The 16,015-nt window shown below is 38.1% G+C and carries 15 protein-coding genes; all 15 read right to left on the bottom strand.

Annotated features, from left to right (window positions below):
* Positions 1-60 precede the first annotated feature (60 nt).
* Positions 61-822 carry a shikimate dehydrogenase family protein gene (locus ABS768_RS10380; RefSeq protein ID WP_408074907.1) on the bottom strand — a complete coding sequence of 254 codons (762 nt, stop codon included), beginning with the start codon at positions 820-822 and terminating at the stop codon, positions 61-63.
* A 167-nt stretch (positions 823-989) separates the two neighbouring features.
* Positions 990-2,387, bottom strand: coding sequence for a tetratricopeptide repeat protein (locus ABS768_RS10375; protein WP_408074906.1), 1,398 nt, complete (start codon positions 2,385-2,387; stop codon positions 990-992).
* Positions 2,388-2,503: 116 nt separating this feature from the next.
* Positions 2,504-3,691: an aspartate aminotransferase family protein gene (locus ABS768_RS10370; RefSeq protein ID WP_408074905.1), complete on the bottom strand. Its 1,188-nt coding sequence runs from the start codon at positions 3,689-3,691 to the stop codon at positions 2,504-2,506.
* Between the two features lie 12 nt (positions 3,692-3,703).
* On the bottom strand, positions 3,704-5,365 hold the full coding sequence (locus ABS768_RS10365; protein WP_408074904.1) for an OstA-like protein: 1,662 nt from the start codon (positions 5,363-5,365) through the stop codon (positions 3,704-3,706).
* 132 nt (positions 5,366-5,497) lie between these two features.
* Positions 5,498-6,769: an adenylosuccinate synthase gene (locus ABS768_RS10360; RefSeq protein ID WP_408074903.1), complete on the bottom strand. Its 1,272-nt coding sequence runs from the start codon at positions 6,767-6,769 to the stop codon at positions 5,498-5,500.
* A gap of 107 nt (positions 6,770-6,876) precedes the next feature.
* A complete protein-coding gene (locus ABS768_RS10355; RefSeq protein WP_408074902.1) occupies positions 6,877-7,329 on the bottom strand; it encodes a Fur family transcriptional regulator in 453 nt (150 codons plus the stop codon).
* 51 nt (positions 7,330-7,380) lie between these two features.
* On the bottom strand, positions 7,381-7,722 hold the full coding sequence (locus tag ABS768_RS10350; RefSeq protein WP_408074901.1) for a hypothetical protein: 342 nt from the start codon (positions 7,720-7,722) through the stop codon (positions 7,381-7,383).
* Positions 7,722-9,944 carry a RelA/SpoT family protein gene (locus ABS768_RS10345; RefSeq protein WP_408074900.1) on the bottom strand — a complete coding sequence of 741 codons (2,223 nt, stop codon included), beginning with the start codon at positions 9,942-9,944 and terminating at the stop codon, positions 7,722-7,724. Before ABS768_RS10345 ends, ABS768_RS10350 begins: the two co-directional genes overlap by 1 nt.
* A gap of 100 nt (positions 9,945-10,044) precedes the next feature.
* Positions 10,045-10,593 carry a cupin domain-containing protein gene (locus ABS768_RS10340; RefSeq protein ID WP_408074898.1) on the bottom strand — a complete coding sequence of 183 codons (549 nt, stop codon included), beginning with the start codon at positions 10,591-10,593 and terminating at the stop codon, positions 10,045-10,047.
* A complete protein-coding gene (locus ABS768_RS10335) occupies positions 10,593-11,126 on the bottom strand; it encodes a hypothetical protein (RefSeq protein ID WP_408074896.1) in 534 nt (177 codons plus the stop codon). Before ABS768_RS10335 ends, ABS768_RS10340 begins: the two co-directional genes overlap by 1 nt.
* Positions 11,116-11,523: a hypothetical protein gene (locus tag ABS768_RS10330; RefSeq protein ID WP_408074895.1), complete on the bottom strand. Its 408-nt coding sequence runs from the start codon at positions 11,521-11,523 to the stop codon at positions 11,116-11,118. Before ABS768_RS10330 ends, ABS768_RS10335 begins: the two co-directional genes overlap by 11 nt.
* 66 nt (positions 11,524-11,589) lie before the next feature.
* Positions 11,590-12,378 carry a TrmH family RNA methyltransferase gene (locus ABS768_RS10325; RefSeq protein WP_408074894.1) on the bottom strand — a complete coding sequence of 263 codons (789 nt, stop codon included), beginning with the start codon at positions 12,376-12,378 and terminating at the stop codon, positions 11,590-11,592.
* Between the two features lie 41 nt (positions 12,379-12,419).
* The gene (locus ABS768_RS10320; protein WP_408074893.1) at positions 12,420-13,751 is read right to left on the bottom strand and encodes a DUF58 domain-containing protein; all 1,332 of its coding nucleotides are present in this window, start codon (positions 13,749-13,751) and stop codon (positions 12,420-12,422) included.
* Positions 13,751-14,707: an AAA family ATPase gene (locus ABS768_RS10315; protein WP_330442953.1), complete on the bottom strand. Its 957-nt coding sequence runs from the start codon at positions 14,705-14,707 to the stop codon at positions 13,751-13,753. The genes ABS768_RS10320 and ABS768_RS10315 overlap by 1 nt, the downstream gene beginning before the upstream one ends.
* Before the next feature lie 116 nt (positions 14,708-14,823).
* Positions 14,824-16,014: a DUF4350 domain-containing protein gene (locus ABS768_RS10310; protein ID WP_408074892.1), complete on the bottom strand. Its 1,191-nt coding sequence runs from the start codon at positions 16,012-16,014 to the stop codon at positions 14,824-14,826.
* Position 16,015 lies beyond the last annotated feature (1 nt).

Raw genomic sequence — 16,015 nt, 5'->3', positions numbered from 1 at the left:
AGTTTGGTTTTGAATATTTAGTTAACTTTTTGATTTAAATAGGTTTAAATATTTAAATTTTTATTTATTCCATATCTTCCAGGCTTTCTCTGCCTGGTATACTAGCATCTTATACCCGTTAGATGTTTTGGCTCCGTGCTCTGCGGCCTTTCTCATAAAGGTTGTTTCTTCCGGATTGTATACCAAATCAAAGGCAATATGTTTATCGGTAAACAGGCTGTAATCCAGTGGCGGACATTCGTCTATATTAGGATGAGTGCCCAGTGGTGTAGTGTTAATGATGATTTGGTACTCCTCAAAAATTTCCCTGTCCAGCTCATTGTATGAAAATATCACATCGCTTTCCTTTCGGGAAACAAAGTCGTACTCTATTTTTAGTTTGCGCAGGGCATAGGCAATGGCTTTAGATGCTCCGCCAGTACCCAGTATAAGTGCTTTTTTGTGGTGTGATTCCAATAATGGTTTTAATGCTTTTTTAAATCCGGTATGATCGGTATTATAACCTTTAAGTTTTCCTTTTTTGGAAATGGTTATGGTGTTTACTGCACCTATTACACGCGCTGTTTTATGAAGCGAATCGAGCAGTGAAATAACATCTTCCTTATACGGAATGGTAACATTAAGGCCTCTAAGCTTTTTGGTTTCCTCAATAATGTTTCTTAGTTCGCCAATATATTCCAAATCAAAATTCTGATAATAGCAGTTATCCAGCTCCTTTTTGGTGAATTTATCATTAAAATATTTGGCAGAAAACGAATAGCTAATCCCTTTGCCTACAAGTCCGTATATTTTTTTTGACTTCTTTTTCAAAATGTCCTTCATTTATTTGGCTCAATTTATAAAAGCTTCTCACAAAGATTGCTATTTCTTTGTTATCAGGCTGTGTTCTAATTGTTAATTTATGTGTTGGTGGTTTTTGTAAATAAAAACTGGCAACAAAGATTATAAATTCTATGTTGCCAGCCAATATTACGGTATTTATTTCTCTCTTATTTAGCCCTGTTCTTTTTAATGGTTTCCTGTACGGTAGTGTTTTCCCATATAGTAGGGAAAAACTCTTCTAAAAGAACATGGTTTTTAAAATTAAGCCTAAGCCCGTTGCTAAGGTGGAAAACACCTTTATCTTCCTGATGCATCATAAAGTACAATCCCGCAAGGCGGTATTCTACCTCATACTCTTCAGGATAGTATTCAGATGCCTGTAGCAGGGTATTTGCAGCTGTTTCATATTCACCAAGGAACTGAAGTGTGTCTGTCCAAAACAACCATGTATCTAACTGGTAATCGCCATACTCTACAGCTTTGCGATAACCCTCTTCAGCCTCTTCATGGAAGTTAAGCGCCTTGTTAATTATGGCATAGCGTTTCCAGTACATTTTATTTTCGTTGTCTATGCCTATTGCTTTGTTGGCATAGTAAAGTGCTTTCTGGTAATTTTGGCGACGGATATAAAAATCAGTAATAGCTATCCATGCCTTATCCAGTAACGGATCTTCGTGAACCGTTTTTAAATAAAATTTAAGAGCTTTTTCATGATTGCCAAGCCTTTCATAACACTTACCTACTCGAAGCAGTGCAAAAGAGGTGGGGTCATCAAGCTCCATAGTAATATTGTAGCACTCAATAGCATCCTCATAACGTTTTAGTTTTTCAAGGGTTTTTGCTTTTTCAAGAAAAGCACCAAGGAAACTCTCGTCAATAAGGGTAGCATAATCAAAAGCCCTTAACGCCTGCTCGAAATTGTTTACTGCATAGTACTGGCGGCCCAGTTGGTGCCATGCCACATCACTATATGGGTTTCGGTCAATAAAGCTGTTAAGGAAATCAATTGCTTCAAGGTTTTGGTCTAAAAAGTCAAAGCAATACACTACATTGTATAATGCAGAGTGGTCGTCAGTATCTTCTTCAAGACACTTAATAAAACTTTCTTTTGCCTGTTCAAGGTTATCCATAAACAGGTATTCCATACCAATAAGTGAGTATACATCAGCATAATCATCTGTATACTTAAGGGCAACATTAAGCAACTCTACAGCTTTATCGTGTTGGTCCCTTTTAGAATAAATATTGGCTTTTTGGATGTAAATTTCTTCGTTTGTAGGTTCGATGGCATAAAGATCGTTAAGTAATCTTTCGGCAATATCAAGCCTGTCATCAAACACTAATAGTTCAACCTGTACTAATTTTAAGCCTGTTGATTTGGGGTGTTGTTCCAAACCTAATTTTAAGGCCTTCTTAGCTAAATTAATTTTTCCGGAGTCAAGATAATGAAGAATAATATCTTCAAACTCTTCGGAATCAAAGAAGAATACTTTGTTGGTTTTCAACATTGATTCGAACTTTGATAAGGATAAACTGCGATCTTCTTCTTCGTGGCTCAAATTCATACTCCCTTTAGTTTAAAATTATCCTTATTAAAGTTACAAAATGTAACACTCAATAAGAATATATCCTTATTTGTTTTGAACAATTTAATTAACAATTTTTTGAGGGTTTAATCCTGTTATTGTTCTGCTAAAATCTCATTTAATACTTCAATAATAATGCCACATCCCTCTTTAATCTCTTCGTTTGAGATAGTTAGTGGAGGAGTTATCCTTATAGCCTTACCTTCAAACAGTAGCCAAAAAAGAATAAGTCCCTTTTCCTGGCATCTTAAAATGGCTCTGTTAGTGATGTCATCACTTTTGGTCATTGCTGCAAGCATTAGTCCGCGACCTCTTACATCTTCTATTAAAGGGTGTGCCAGTAGTTCCCTAAACAGTTTTTCCTTTTCCAGGGTTTGTGCCATTATGTCGGTTTCGGTCAGTTCCTGTAATGTAGCAAGACAGGCTGCTGCAATAACCGGATGCCCGCCAAAGGTGGTAATATGTCCCAGTTTAGGATCGTGGCTAAGCAGGTCCATCATTTCTTCCGATGCCGTGAAGGCGCCTACAGGCATTCCTCCGCCCATACCTTTCCCCATAATAATTACGTCAGGAACGATATCATAGTTTTGGAAGCCGAACAGTTTTCCAGTACGACCAAAGCCCGGTTGTATCTCATCGAGTATCATTACCGCACCTACTTCGTCACAGCGCTCTCTTACCTTTTTGAGGAAATCGTTCTCCGGCTGTATGAAACCAGCGCCACCCTGTATGGTTTCCAGTATAATACCGGCTGTTTTTGTGGTTATTTTTTGCAGGTCCTCCTCATTGTTAAAGGTAATGAAATCTACATCCGGAATTAAAGGCCTGAATATTTGCTTGCGTTCCTCAAATCCCATAACGCTCATAGAGCCCATAGTATTGCCGTGGTAAGCATTAAAGCATGATATTAGCTGACTCCTACCTGTAACCCTGCGTGCCAGTTTTAAAGCTCCTTCGGTAGCTTCGGTACCCGAATTGGTTAGGTAGGTCTTGTTAAGCTTCGCCGGAAGGTTTTGGGCTAAAAGCCTGCAAAATTCTGTAGCAGGATGTTGTGCATACTCGCCATATACCATAACATGCGAATACTTGTTAAGCTGATCGATTATAGCATTGTTTACCCTTGGGTGCTGATGCCCCAGGCTGGCTGCCGATACTCCGGCTACAAAGTCAAGATAGGCTTTGTTGTTAGTATCATATATATAAGAGCCCCTGGCGTGAGAAACTTCCATTCCCAGCGGGTGGGGAGAAGTTTGTGCCTGGTACTTTAAAAAGTCATTAATCATAATGTAAATGTATTATTCTTTACTTACAGGAGGTTTAGGCTTAGGGTTGTTCTTGTCATAATCAAGCGTTTCCTGGAGCACTTCCATAGGTGTGTCTTCCTCTTTTTTCTTTTCCAGACTTTCTTTTACGATTTGTTCGTGAAGTTCCTGTTCTTCGGGAGGGAAAATGTCTTCCCGTTTCTCAATCATCTCATCGCCACGCCAAATAAAGCCTCTTAGTTTTTTAATATTATCGGGGAACATGCTGGGAGGATAGGTTGTTGCGTCTACGTTGTTGTGTGAAAAAACCTGAGATAATTCATTGTCAACAAAATGCATGCTAATTTTGCTACTCATACTTTTGTCTATCCCTATCAGGTTCTCCTTGTCATAGTTGTAGAGTATCTTCTCAGTATTTTTGTTAAACTCTACATACGAGAGTTTGTTATCTTTAAACTTACCATACAGGTTTTTTCCTTTTATCTGGTTATAGTTAGGGTTGTTAGGTGTTTTTTTTGCCGATATGGTATCCAGTTGTATCATAAAGGCATTGTTGATTACCTTTAGAGAGTCCAGCTTTTCAGTCTTAGTGTCTGATATAAGGTGCATAACATCACCCGTAAGCTGGCTTTTGCCGTTCCATATCACAGGGCGGCCAATAAGCTGTGTTAGTCCGGTTACTTCTTCAGAATGGATAGAATCACATTTACCGCTCATGTCTACTTTGTAGAAACGCGCATCATTATAACCTCTCACAACTCTTTCGCCTTCCTTACCTGTTATTACTATTTGCTTGGCATGAGTATAAAGCGAATCTTTCTCTACCAGTGTTACCACTTCGGCTCTTTTAGTAAGGTAAAGGGAATCCAGTTGCTTGTATACTTCGGCATAATGCCCTCTTGCTACAAATTTGTTTACCGTATCGGTAACTCTTACATTATTAGTTGCCGATGAGAATTCCCTGTTCCTGTCATAATAAATGCTATCACCCTTTATAACCTGAGTGTCATATTTAATATAAGAGTTGGTTAACAGGTGTGCAAAGTTCTTTTTGGTGTCGTAAAATCCTTTTTCAGTATAAATATAGTTCTCCTCACTTGTAATAGTTGTTGGTCCGAATACGTAGGAGTGTCCCGAGTTGGTATAATAATCAAGATGGTTTGATTTTAATACGTACTGCGGATTGGTTAACGTAACCGCTGTAAGGAACTGGTATTTTTTTTGATTGGCGTAAAACCTTCCTGATTTGCTTTTAAGTGTATTGTCTCCGTTTACTATGGTACCGTATGAATTGTAATACGCTTCCTGTTTGTTTCGGTCAAAATAAATGGTATCGGTAGTAAGGGTCATTTCCGGGGAACGCATTACTACGTTGCCCGATGCAAATGCAAAGTTCTTGTTACCGTTATATTCGGCATAATCACTGTTCATGTGCAGGGTATCTCCCTGATTGAATTTTATATTACCGTAAGCCTTAAGGTAGTTTTCCTTTTCCAGTATATAGGCTTTGTTACATTTCATAACAGAACCGTTATGTTCTACTTCAACATTGCCTATAAGGGTAATGGCACCCGGTACTTCGTTCTCGTTTTTATCGGTATAGTCGGTATGCAGTACTCTTATTTTTTCCTGGGCAAGGGCAGGGGAGCTGTAAAAAGCTAAAAATGAGAGCAGAATAAAAAACAGTTTTTTCAATGTGTAAAAATTTGTTGCAAATTTAAGTAAAATACAATTCACTAACCTTAATTGTTTATAACTGTTGTGTGAGAGCAATAACCGAACCAAAGTGTAAAAAAAAGCGCTTTAGAATCCTAAAGCGCTTTGCTATTATTTTATTATTGTTTGAGTCCTGTCCGGCCCTACAGAGATAACTTTGATAGGCACTTCCAGTTCTTTCTCAATAAACTCGATGTATTCTTTTAATTCTGCCGGAAACTCTTCGTAAGAAGTCATTCCGGTAAGATCGGCATTCCAGCCTTTTTTCTCAACATATATCGGCTCTACGTTTTCCGGCTCAATGTTGTAAGGAAGGTGGTCTATTTCCTGTCCTTTGTATTTGTATGCAGTACAAATCTGAAGAGTTTCAAAGCCCGAAAGCACGTCACCTTTCATCATGTAAAGCTGTGTTACACCGTTAACCTGAACAGCATATTTAAGTGCTACAAGGTCTAACCATCCGCAACGTCTTGCACGTCCTGTAACAGAACCGAATTCGTTACCAACTTTTGCCATTGTAGATCCAACTTCGTCAAAAAGCTCAGTAGGGAATGGTCCGCTACCTACACGTGTAGTGTATGCTTTAAATATACCAAATACATCTTTAACCCTGTTTGGTGCAATACCTAAACCGGTACATGCTCCTGCAGCAGTTGTGTTTGATGATGTAACAAACGGATATGTACCAAAATCAATATCAAGAAGAGATCCCTGTGCACCTTCTGCAAGGATAGATTTACCATCCTTAAGTGCCTGGTTTAGGTAAGCTTCACTGTCTATAAAGGTAAGTTCTTTAAGTGCCTCTACAGCAGCAAAGAATTCCTCTTCCATTTCTTTAAGGTTGTACTGAAGGTTTACATCATAAAAAGAAATCATAGCCTCGTGCTTATCAGCTAAAGCTCTGTAACGCTCTTTAAAGTCTTCCAGCTCAATATCACCTACACGGATACCGTTTCTTCCGGTTTTGTCCATATAAGTAGGACCGATACCTTTTAATGTAGAACCGATTTTTGCCTTACCTTTTGAAGCCTCAGATGCTGCATCAAGCAAACGGTGAGTAGGTAAGATAAGATGTGCTTTTCTGGATATAAGCAGTCTTGATTTAATATCGATATTGAATTTTTCAAGGCCTTCCAGTTCTTTTTGGAAAACAACCGGATCCATAACCACACCGTTACCGATGATGTTAACGGAGCTTTCATGGAAAATTCCTGAAGGAATAGTTCTCAAAACATGTTTTATACCGTCAAATTCAAGTGTGTGCCCTGCGTTAGGCCCTCCCTGAAAACGGGCAATAATATCATATTTAGAAGTTAGTACGTCAACAATTTTACCCTTGCCTTCGTCTCCCCATTGTAACCCAAGTAGCAAATCTACAGTCATTCTGTGTTCTTGTTTGTTTATATTATGCTGATATTGTATGTTCTTAACAAAATAAAAACCAACTTCTTAGAGAGAGTTGGTTTGTTATATCTCTTTATGCAACCGGATTAATTTTCGGTAGCAGGTTGTTTTTTCTGGCCGTAAAGGTATAAAGAATGGTTATGAATTTCAATACCAAAAATCTCCTCTATGGTTTTTTTGATGCTTTGTATCCTTGGATCGCAAAACTCTATAACCTCTCCGGTATCTGTCATGATAATATGATCATGTTGCTTGTCAAAATACGATTTCTCGTAGTGTGCCTGGTTTTGGCCAAACTGGTGCCTTCTTACAAGGCCGCTTTCCAAAAGCAGTTCTATAGTATTGTATAGTGTAGCACGGCTAACACGGTAGTTTTTGTTTTTCATTTTGATATAAAGTGACTCTATATCAAAATGCTCCTGGCTGTTGTATATTTCCTGAAGTATGGCATAACGCTCAGGGGTTTTGCGATGTCCCTTATCTTCAAGGAACTTCGTGAAAACATTTTTTACAATCTCCTGGTTTTTATTCTCTTCCATCAGTTTGTGAATCAAAGTGCAAAGATAAACTAAATTTTGTGAAGTAAAAGGTTATTGGCTAAAACTGATTTTACTCTTATCATAAATAACAGTTTCATTTCTCTCAAAGGCAGGAAAAGCCACATACTGAAACCAAGCCGGACTTATTTGTACATTATCTTCGAGTTTTTGTATAAACTCGTCGTACCTGGGTAAATCTTCATGTATTCTGAAAAAATCATCGGTTTCCAGCTCAATCCTAATACATATACGGTCAATAGCTACAAGGTCTTCCTTATGAACTGTTATTCTACGTATGTCGTTCCAGTTAATGTGTTTTTCATTAAGATTAAATCCGCTTTCATAATAAGAAAACGGATTTGTAGGTTCTTTATGTTTTTTTCTAAGCCACATTAATTATTGGTAATCCTTGTTACTTTATCAATTCCGTCTATCTTTTTAATATTTTCCATTAGTTTTTTAAGTATGGTATTGTTCTGTACAATAACTGATACCTGTCCGTTAAATATTCCGGCATTTCCGCTAAGGGATATGCTTTGTATGTTTACATGCATGTTGTTTGATATTACCTTGGTAATCTCATTGGCAAGTCCCAGCGTATCCATACCGGTGATTTTAAGGGTAGCCTTAAATTCTTCCTGAGAAGAGTCTATCCATTTTGCAGGCATAATACGGTAAGCATAGTTTGACTGTAGCCTTATGGCATTTGGACAGTCTTTTTTATGCACCTTGATTCCTTCATTTATGGTTACAAAACCAAACACGTCGTCTCCCGGTATAGGGTTACAGCAGTTGGCAAGTTTATAGTCAAGTTTGTCCTGATCCTTACCAAAAACCAACAGGTCATAATTCCTGCTGATTTCATCCTTTTGTACCTGTTCCTGTTGTGTGCTTGGCGTACGCTTAATTTTATTACCCTTAAAGAAGTTCATAAAGGTATTGCTCTTCAATGCGGCAAACTCTTTAAGCTGTTGGTTATCTATAGTACCTACACCCACGCGGTAAAATAAATCCAAACTGGTTTTTAGCTTGAAATAGTTAACCAGTTCGTTAACCACACTCTCATTAAGAGTTACCTTAAGGTGGCGAAGTTTACGTGTAAGCAGTTCTTTACCTTCTTCGGCAATTTTCTTGGTACTTTCGTTAAGTACGTTCTTTATTTTGTTTCGGGCGCGTGAGGTGGTTACATAGTCCAGCCAGTGCGGATTCGGTTTTTGGTTGGCAGAAGTAATAATCTCAACCTGATCTCCGCTATTAAGCACATGGTTTAACGGAACCAGTTTACCATTTACACGTGTACCTCTTGTTTTTATACCGATTTCAGAGTGGATACTGAAAGCAAAATCCAGTGATGTAGCCCCTTTAGGTAACGATTTAATATCTCCTTTTGGCGTAAATACATATATCTCCTTAGAGTAGAGGTTTAGTTTAAAATCCTCCACAAAGTCAACAGCACTGCCCGATGTGTTTTCCAGCGCTTCTTTTAAAAGGTTAAGCCAGGTTTCCAGTCCGTGTTCCTCACCTCCATTACCTTTGTATTTGTAGTGTGCCGCATAACCTTTTTCGGCAATCTCATCCATACGCTCACTGCGTATCTGTACTTCAACCCATCGTCCCTTTGGACCCATTACGGTAATGTGGAGGGCCTCATATCCGGTAGATTTAGGTGAAGATATCCAGTCCCTTAGCCTGCTTGGACTGGGTCTGTAATGATCTGTAACTATGGAGTATATTTTCCATGCCAGGAATTTTTCTTCCTGTGGTTTGGCTTTATAAATAATACGAAGGGCAAACTTATCGTAAACCTCGTCAAAGGTAACACCCTGTGCCAGCATTTTTCTCCTGATAGAGTATATGGATTTAGGCCTTCCTTTAATAGTGTATTCAATGCCCTCTCCGTTTAGGGAATCCTTAAGTACATCTGAAATGGATTTGATATAAGCATCCTGCTCTTCCTTACTTTCCTTCATTTTACTCACAATATCATTATAAGTATCGGGCTCGGTATACTTAAGGCCAAGGTCTTCCAGCTCGGTTTTAATGTTATACAAACCAAGGCGGTGTGCCAGTGGGGCATATATGTACAGGGTTTCCGACGCTATTTTTGCCTGCTTATAGTCTACCATAGATTCCATAGTCTGCATATTGTGCAGCCTGTCGGCAATTTTGATAAGTATTACCCTAACGTCGTCGTTAAGGGTAAGCAGCATTTTACGGAAATTCTCTGCCTGTATTGATATTTCCTGATCGGTTTTTACCTTGGCAATTTTGGTAAGTCCGGCAACAATTTGTGCAATTTTAGGGTTAAACATCTTCTCGATGTCTTCCACAGTAATATCAGTATCCTCAACAACATCATGCATAAGGGCAGAGGCAATAGAGGTAGCACCCAAACCAATTTCGGCAGCTACAATTTTGGCCACGGCAATAGGGTGGAAGATGTATGCTTCCCCCGATTTCCTTCTCTGGTCCTTATGGGCATCTACAGCCACGTCAAAAGCCTTGCGTATCAGTTTCTTGTCTTCCTCTGTAAGGGTTTGGTAACTAATGCGCAGTAGCTCTTTGTACTCTTTGGCAATTGCCTTGTTTTCCTGTTCTATATCTATCTCTATCATATATCTGTAACACTAGCCTTAAAAATAGTCAAATATATTAACATTTACAATAGGGTTACATCACATTATCTTATAATGGTATAGCCTTATTTTATAGGGATTAACGGCAGTATTTGTTTTGCAGTTTAGTATCGGTTTTTGTAATCTTAGCCAAAAAATATGCCAGTCCGGCAAAAGGGGTAAGAAGATAAAAAAACGGGTTTTTTAAATGAGTGTCACCCCAGTGTAATAATAGTGCCGCGTGCAACGGGTTTTTAGGGGTTTGCCTTTTGGTTGTTTTGCCGTCGTTCACCAGTCCGAAAAGGGTTTTTATAAAGTTCTCAAAACCGGGTTGCCCTTTGCGGAGTATAATCCTGAAAATAATTTCTTCATCAGTATCATTAAAAAAACGATGCACGGTACGTATAGGTACCAGCCTGCTCTCACCGGGTTTAAGATGAATATCCTGCTTTTCATACTGTATGCCCAGCAGTCCTTTTACGGCAATAAACTCTTCGGTAAACTTAGTGTGGTAGTGTGGCGGATTCCCGCCACCCGGCATAAGGCTTACTTCCAGAAAGGTGTATTCGCCGTTAGTATCGGCAGCACTTTCCAGTATTTTGGTGTATTCTCCGTTTATGGGGTTATGGTAGGTTTTTGGTATACCCATTACATGCAGTTTTCTACATATTCAATAGAGGAGAGTTTTCCGTCTTTGAAGTTGAAATTCCATTCGTAATCTGCCGAAAGGTTTCGGGGAAAAATCACTACTCTTTGGTATTCTTCGTTAGTTACTTCGTCATAAAGGTCTTCTACATACTGAGACTGCTCGGGGAAGGAACGCCCAAAGCTTTTTAGTTTTGTGGTATGATCAAACCAGTCATCCTCTGTAGCAAAATACATTGCTTTTCGAGCGGTAAAATCAATACTTCTAAAGTGTAGTGTATCGTTAACCAACTCAAAAGCTACGCCTTTGTAGTAGTAAAATTCGGTTTCTTTTTCCTGCATATCAGTGCACGAATATCTGTATACTGTGGCAGTACTATCGGCAGTTTTATAGCGATCCTGAAACTCACTGAGCGGAATACTCAGTTTTATTTTGTCGTTTATGGTCGGCTCATCCCAGTTAATACCTTCGTTCTCCTGAGCACAAACAGTAAAGGAAATAAGGATAATGAAAAAGGCTAATAATTTAGTGTGCATTTTTTATTTTGTTGTTTTTACTGATTAGGCTTCCTGACAGATATATGACTGAAGATACTATTAATGCAAATATAAAACCTGTAATGAAAGAAAAGTTTCTTCCGGAGTCATTAATTAGGTTTTGCATTGCTTTTTCTTGGTCATCATTGATTTCGTTTCCCGAAAATATGCCGTCTTTATTAAGATCGTATTGATTGAGGTTCCAATCGTAGTAATAAGTGTCGTATAATGCGCTACCAACAATACACAGGTAGATAGTAAAGAAAGCAAAAGCCGCTATCCAGGATACTTTATTTCTAGCTAGTAATTTTTTAAAATTAAAGCATATAATACAAAGTCCTATACTACAAATAAGACTTGGAATTAGTAAATGATAGGGTACGCTTATATGCTCCATAAATTTATACAGGAATAAATTTAGTAAAATAACGGTTTCCCCGGTATTTATAGTATAAAGTTGAAGTTAAAAACCTCTCTGTCTTTTCGCTTCAAAAATAAGTATTGCAGCAGCTACAGAAACATTCATGGAATCGATTTCGCCCTGCATGGGTATAATAATATTTTTGGTAGACGCATCCCTCCATTCCTGTGTTAGTCCGGTTGCTTCGGTACCTACAACAAGTGCGGTAGGGGCAGTATAGTTTTGTGTATGATAGTAAGTAGAATCCTGTAAGGTTGCACAATACATGCTTATCCCTTTGTTTTTAAGGTATTCAATTACTTCGGTAGTGCTACCTGTAGCAATTTGATTTGTAAACAGGCAACCTACGCTGGAGCGAACAATATTTGGATTGTACATGTCGCCTTTAGGATTGGCAATAATAACCGCATCCAGGTTAGCGGCATCGGCAGTACGAAGTATAGCGCCAATATTACCAGGTTTTTCAGTAGCTTCGGCTACCATTATTAAAGGATTTTCGCTCAGTTTTAAATCATCAAGGCTTAATGTTTTTGTTTTGGCAACAGCCAAAATCCCTTCGGTAGTATCACGATAGGCTAGTTTTTGGTATACGTCCCTGCTTATTTCAATTAATTCGGTATCAGGCTGGCTTAGTTCCCTTACATGAGCTTCGCTAATCATATCGGGTACAAACAAAATGGTTTCGGCAGTATAGCCGCCTTTTGCTGCGAGCATTATTTCGCGCTGCCCTTCAATAAGAAAAGTTCCGCTTTGCCTGCGGGCCTTAGCTTTGTCCTGAAGTTGTACAAGCGATTTGATATAGGGATTTTGTGTACTTGAAATCTGTTTCATGTAAGCAGGGTTAAAGGCGGTAAAGGTACAAAGTATATTAATTATAATATACCCCTTGCTTTTATCTCCAAATACTTATTGATGCTTTCTATAGTAAGGTTTTCGGGTTTTGTTAGTACCGAATGGATACCGTACTTCTTCAGTTCATTCACAATAAGCCTTTTCTCAAAAGCAAACTTTTCGGCTATCACCTTATCATATACTTCCTGAATATCATCGGCCTTTTTATTGATAAACTCATCCAGTTCGGTATTTTCAAAAAACACAACAACAAGCAGGTGGTTCTTGGAAATGGCTTTTAGGTAGGGTAACTGCCTTTTAAGCCCGTCCATAGTCTCAAAGTTGGTATATAAAATAATAAGGCTCCTATGTGTGATGTTCCTTTTAATATCGGCATATAGCCTGCCGTAGTCACTTTCAAAAAAGTCGGTCTCTACATTGTACAGGTTATCCATTATTTTTTGCATTTGGGAAGTACGCCTTTCCGATGCAACACGGTTTTCTACTTTTTTAGAAAAAGAGAACATGCCGGCCTTATCCTGTTTTTTTAAAATAACGTTAGAGAGTACAAGGGTCGAGTTAATGGCATAATCCAGTAAGCTTAACCCGTTAAAAGGCATTTTCATAACACGGCCTTTGTCTATAGCCATGTATACGTTTTGTGACTTTTCGTCCTGAAACTGGTTTACCATGAGCTGTTTTCTTTTAGCAGTGGCTTTCCAGTTTATGGTACGAATATCATCGCCCGAGACATACTCTTTTATCTGCTCAAATTCCATAGTATGACCTATACGTCTTATTTTTTTCAGTCCATACTGCATAAGCGTATTGGAAAAAGCAATAAGGTCGTACTTTTTAAGCTGCATGAATGAAGGGTAGGTGGGTACCATAGTGCCTTCGTCAAAAATAAACCTCCTGCATGCCAGATGTAGTGGGGAGGATATATAAATATTTAGTTTCCCAAAGTGGTATTCGCCCCTTTCTAACGGCCTAAGCTGGTATTTAAGGGTTACTTCCTTATTTGAGGAGAGTTTCTTTTTAATCTCAAAATTACGTTCCTGAAACTGAAATGGAATCTCATCTATAATTTTTGCATGTACCGGGAAATTATAACCACTTTCCATAGTTACTGTAACAGGGTTTTCATCTCCGTTAGAGAACTTTTCGGGCGTGTTTCTTGATGCCTTAAACTTTTGGTTGGTAAAAAGCAATACAAAATCAATCGCTGTAAAAGCAATAAAAATGTAAAACAAAATCCAGGTTACATGGTATAATGCAGGGATAAAATAAGCTACCGTAAAGCTTATTAATATGCCTATAAATACATAGAAAAAGAAATTGTTAAGATATATTTGCTTAAGCCACTTTTTCATTAACGCGGAATTTCTACAGTGTCAATTATCTGTCTTATTATCTGTTCCCCGGTAAGTCCTTCCATTTCCCTTTCCGGTGCTATTACAACACGGTGTTGTAGTACTGGTACGGCAGAATCTTTAATATCATCGGGCGTTACAAAGTCCCTGCCTCTAAGGGCTGCATATCCTTTTGCAGCATTTAGTATGGCGATAGAAGCACGCGGAGAAGCACCAAGGTAAAGGAAAGCATTGTCACGTGTGTTTGCTACAAGCTTAGCAATGTACTCTAAAAGCTGTGGCTCTATAACAATTTGTTTTACCAGTGACTGGTATTTTATGATGTTTGCCTGAGAAAGTATGGTTTTTACATCCTGAAGTTTCTCTTTGTTTTGTAATGCATTTTCTCTTTGCAGTATAGCTATCTCTTCTTCCAGTTTTGGATAATCGATAGTAATTTTGAAAAGGAAACGATCCAGCTGTGCTTCCGGAAGACGATAAGTACCTTCCTGCTCAATTGGGTTTTGAGTCGCTATTACAAGAAACGGAGATTCCATTTTATAGCTGTTTCCTTCAATAGTGATTTGTCTTTCTTCCATTACCTCAAAAAGCGCCGCCTGTGTTTTTGCCGGAGCCCTGTTTATCTCATCAATCAGTATGAAATTAGAGAATATAGGTCCTTTTTTGAAATCAAAGGATGATTTAGACATATCAAATACCGATGTTCCCAGTATATCTGAAGGCATTAAGTCGGGCGTGAACTGAATTCTGCTGAAATCAAGAGAAAGGGTTTTTGCCAAAAGCTTGGCTGTAATGGTTTTTGCAACTCCCGGTACACCCTCAAGCAATACGTGTCCGTTAGACAGTATGGCAACAAGCAGCCTGTCTATCATTTTGTGTTGCCCCACAATAACATTGCCTATTTCCTGCTTAACATCGTTTATGCTTTGTTGTAGCTCGTTTAAATCAAGCCTCATACCAAAGTTAATGTTGTCGCTTTGCGTTTCGGTGTTATTGTTTTCCGGTGTGTGGTTTTCTGTATTAGTAAGGTTCTCCGGATTGTTTTCGGTGTTATTATTTTCAAATGATTCCATTATAGTATCAGTTTTTCTATTGCTTTATTAATCTGTATCACATCAGCTTCGCTACTTTCAAAGCTGTTTCGGTGTCGTTTTATCAAACTTACGGCTTTTTCAATATCTTCAAGAGACTTTCCTGTTTTTTGGTGTAGTTTTTCAACAAACTCATTATTTAAGGTGGAAGTATCTATAAGGTAAACGGTTCTTATATGTTCCAGGAAATAAATAATTTTCTTTTGGATTATGGTATGATGGTTTTTCTCTTGGTAATAAAGGTTACCAATGGTTTTGGTAAAGTCTATAGTTGTGTTTTTTACCGGAGGTATATCATGTACAATACGTTGTTTTCTTCGGGCATTAAAGAATATAAATATAAAAAGGCATAAAAGCCCTAAGCGATATACAGCTTTAAAGGCAGGTTGTTTTAAGAAATATCGTAATGCTGAGCCTTCAAGTTGATCATTTATCAACGATTTTGAGTACCAGTACATATTACCCTGCGGTAAGTATGACAGTACCTGTTCTGCATAGTGGTAATGATTATTTTTTAAAAGATGGAAATTAGTAAATGCCGCAGGTTGTGTATGTAATATAAAAGTTCCGTTACCATAAGGAACCTTAATGAAATTGACATCTTTTTTCTTATCCAGCCTTTGGTAACCCAGTATTAGGGTGTTTAAAGTATCCAGTTTATCAAAATAGGTAAACCCAACCCCTTCGCTATAATATAACTTGTCGATGTTTTTTGTTTTATCGGCAAGGGTAAGTTTTAACGAATCGTTGCTGTAGCGGTATGAGGTTTCTATTTTAAGTGAATCCAGAATAACCTTAGGGAAGTCCTTCATACTTAGGAATACAGTACTACCATATTCGGCAAAATATAACAGTTCCTCTGCCGATTCCGGGTCAATCTTACTGGACTCATCAATGTTTATAAAAGTACCCTTTTCGGTATAGTCATCAAGATCATAATCGTATAAAGGGGTAATGTATTCATAAGGAGTAACACTAAACTTTTTAAGTTTACTGTCCTTAAAAATACTTTTTGCTTCTTTATCTAAAACATATAGTCCTAAAGGTATTTTTTCTTCGGTTTTATAGCTTGGCCGCCAGTCTATAGGTTTAGGCTTGTTTGCATCTACAATCATTATAAGAACTATAACCAATGCAAACAGCGCAATATATATGATAAGGCTTTTTTTCATG

This window comes from Flavobacterium rhizophilum, from assembly GCF_046000485.1.
GTDB classification, from domain to species: Bacteria; Bacteroidota; Bacteroidia; order Flavobacteriales; family Flavobacteriaceae; genus Flavobacterium; species Flavobacterium rhizophilum.
This window is presented reverse-complemented; position numbering and strand designations above follow the sequence as displayed.

Excerpts from the sequence above, each read along its gene's own strand:
- ABS768_RS10310 (WP_408074892.1), bottom strand. The coding sequence starts at position 16,014 with ATGAAAAAAAGCCTTATCATATATATTGCGCTGTTTGCATTGGTTATA.
- ABS768_RS10375 (WP_408074906.1), bottom strand. The coding sequence starts at position 2,387 with ATGAATTTGAGCCACGAAGAAGAAGATCGCAGTTTATCCTTATCAAAG.
- ABS768_RS10355 (WP_408074902.1), bottom strand. The coding sequence starts at position 7,329 with ATGGAAGAGAATAAAAACCAGGAGATTGTAAAAAATGTTTTCACGAAG.
- ABS768_RS10330 (WP_408074895.1), bottom strand. The coding sequence starts at position 11,523 with ATGGAGCATATAAGCGTACCCTATCATTTACTAATTCCAAGTCTTATT.
- ABS768_RS10315 (WP_330442953.1), bottom strand. The coding sequence starts at position 14,707 with ATGAGGCTTGATTTAAACGAGCTACAACAAAGCATAAACGATGTTAAG.
- ABS768_RS10335 (WP_408074896.1), bottom strand. The coding sequence starts at position 11,126 with ATGCACACTAAATTATTAGCCTTTTTCATTATCCTTATTTCCTTTACT.
- ABS768_RS10325 (WP_408074894.1), bottom strand. The coding sequence starts at position 12,378 with ATGAAACAGATTTCAAGTACACAAAATCCCTATATCAAATCGCTTGTA.
- ABS768_RS10370 (WP_408074905.1), bottom strand. The coding sequence starts at position 3,691 with ATGATTAATGACTTTTTAAAGTACCAGGCACAAACTTCTCCCCACCCG.
- ABS768_RS10380 (WP_408074907.1), bottom strand. The coding sequence starts at position 822 with ATGAAGGACATTTTGAAAAAGAAGTCAAAAAAAATATACGGACTTGTA.
- ABS768_RS10340 (WP_408074898.1), bottom strand. The coding sequence starts at position 10,593 with ATGGGTATACCAAAAACCTACCATAACCCCATAAACGGAGAATACACC.
- ABS768_RS10320 (WP_408074893.1), bottom strand. The coding sequence starts at position 13,751 with ATGAAAAAGTGGCTTAAGCAAATATATCTTAACAATTTCTTTTTCTAT.
- ABS768_RS10360 (WP_408074903.1), bottom strand. The coding sequence starts at position 6,769 with ATGACTGTAGATTTGCTACTTGGGTTACAATGGGGAGACGAAGGCAAG.
- ABS768_RS10350 (WP_408074901.1), bottom strand. The coding sequence starts at position 7,722 with ATGTGGCTTAGAAAAAAACATAAAGAACCTACAAATCCGTTTTCTTAT.
- ABS768_RS10345 (WP_408074900.1), bottom strand. The coding sequence starts at position 9,944 with ATGATAGAGATAGATATAGAACAGGAAAACAAGGCAATTGCCAAAGAG.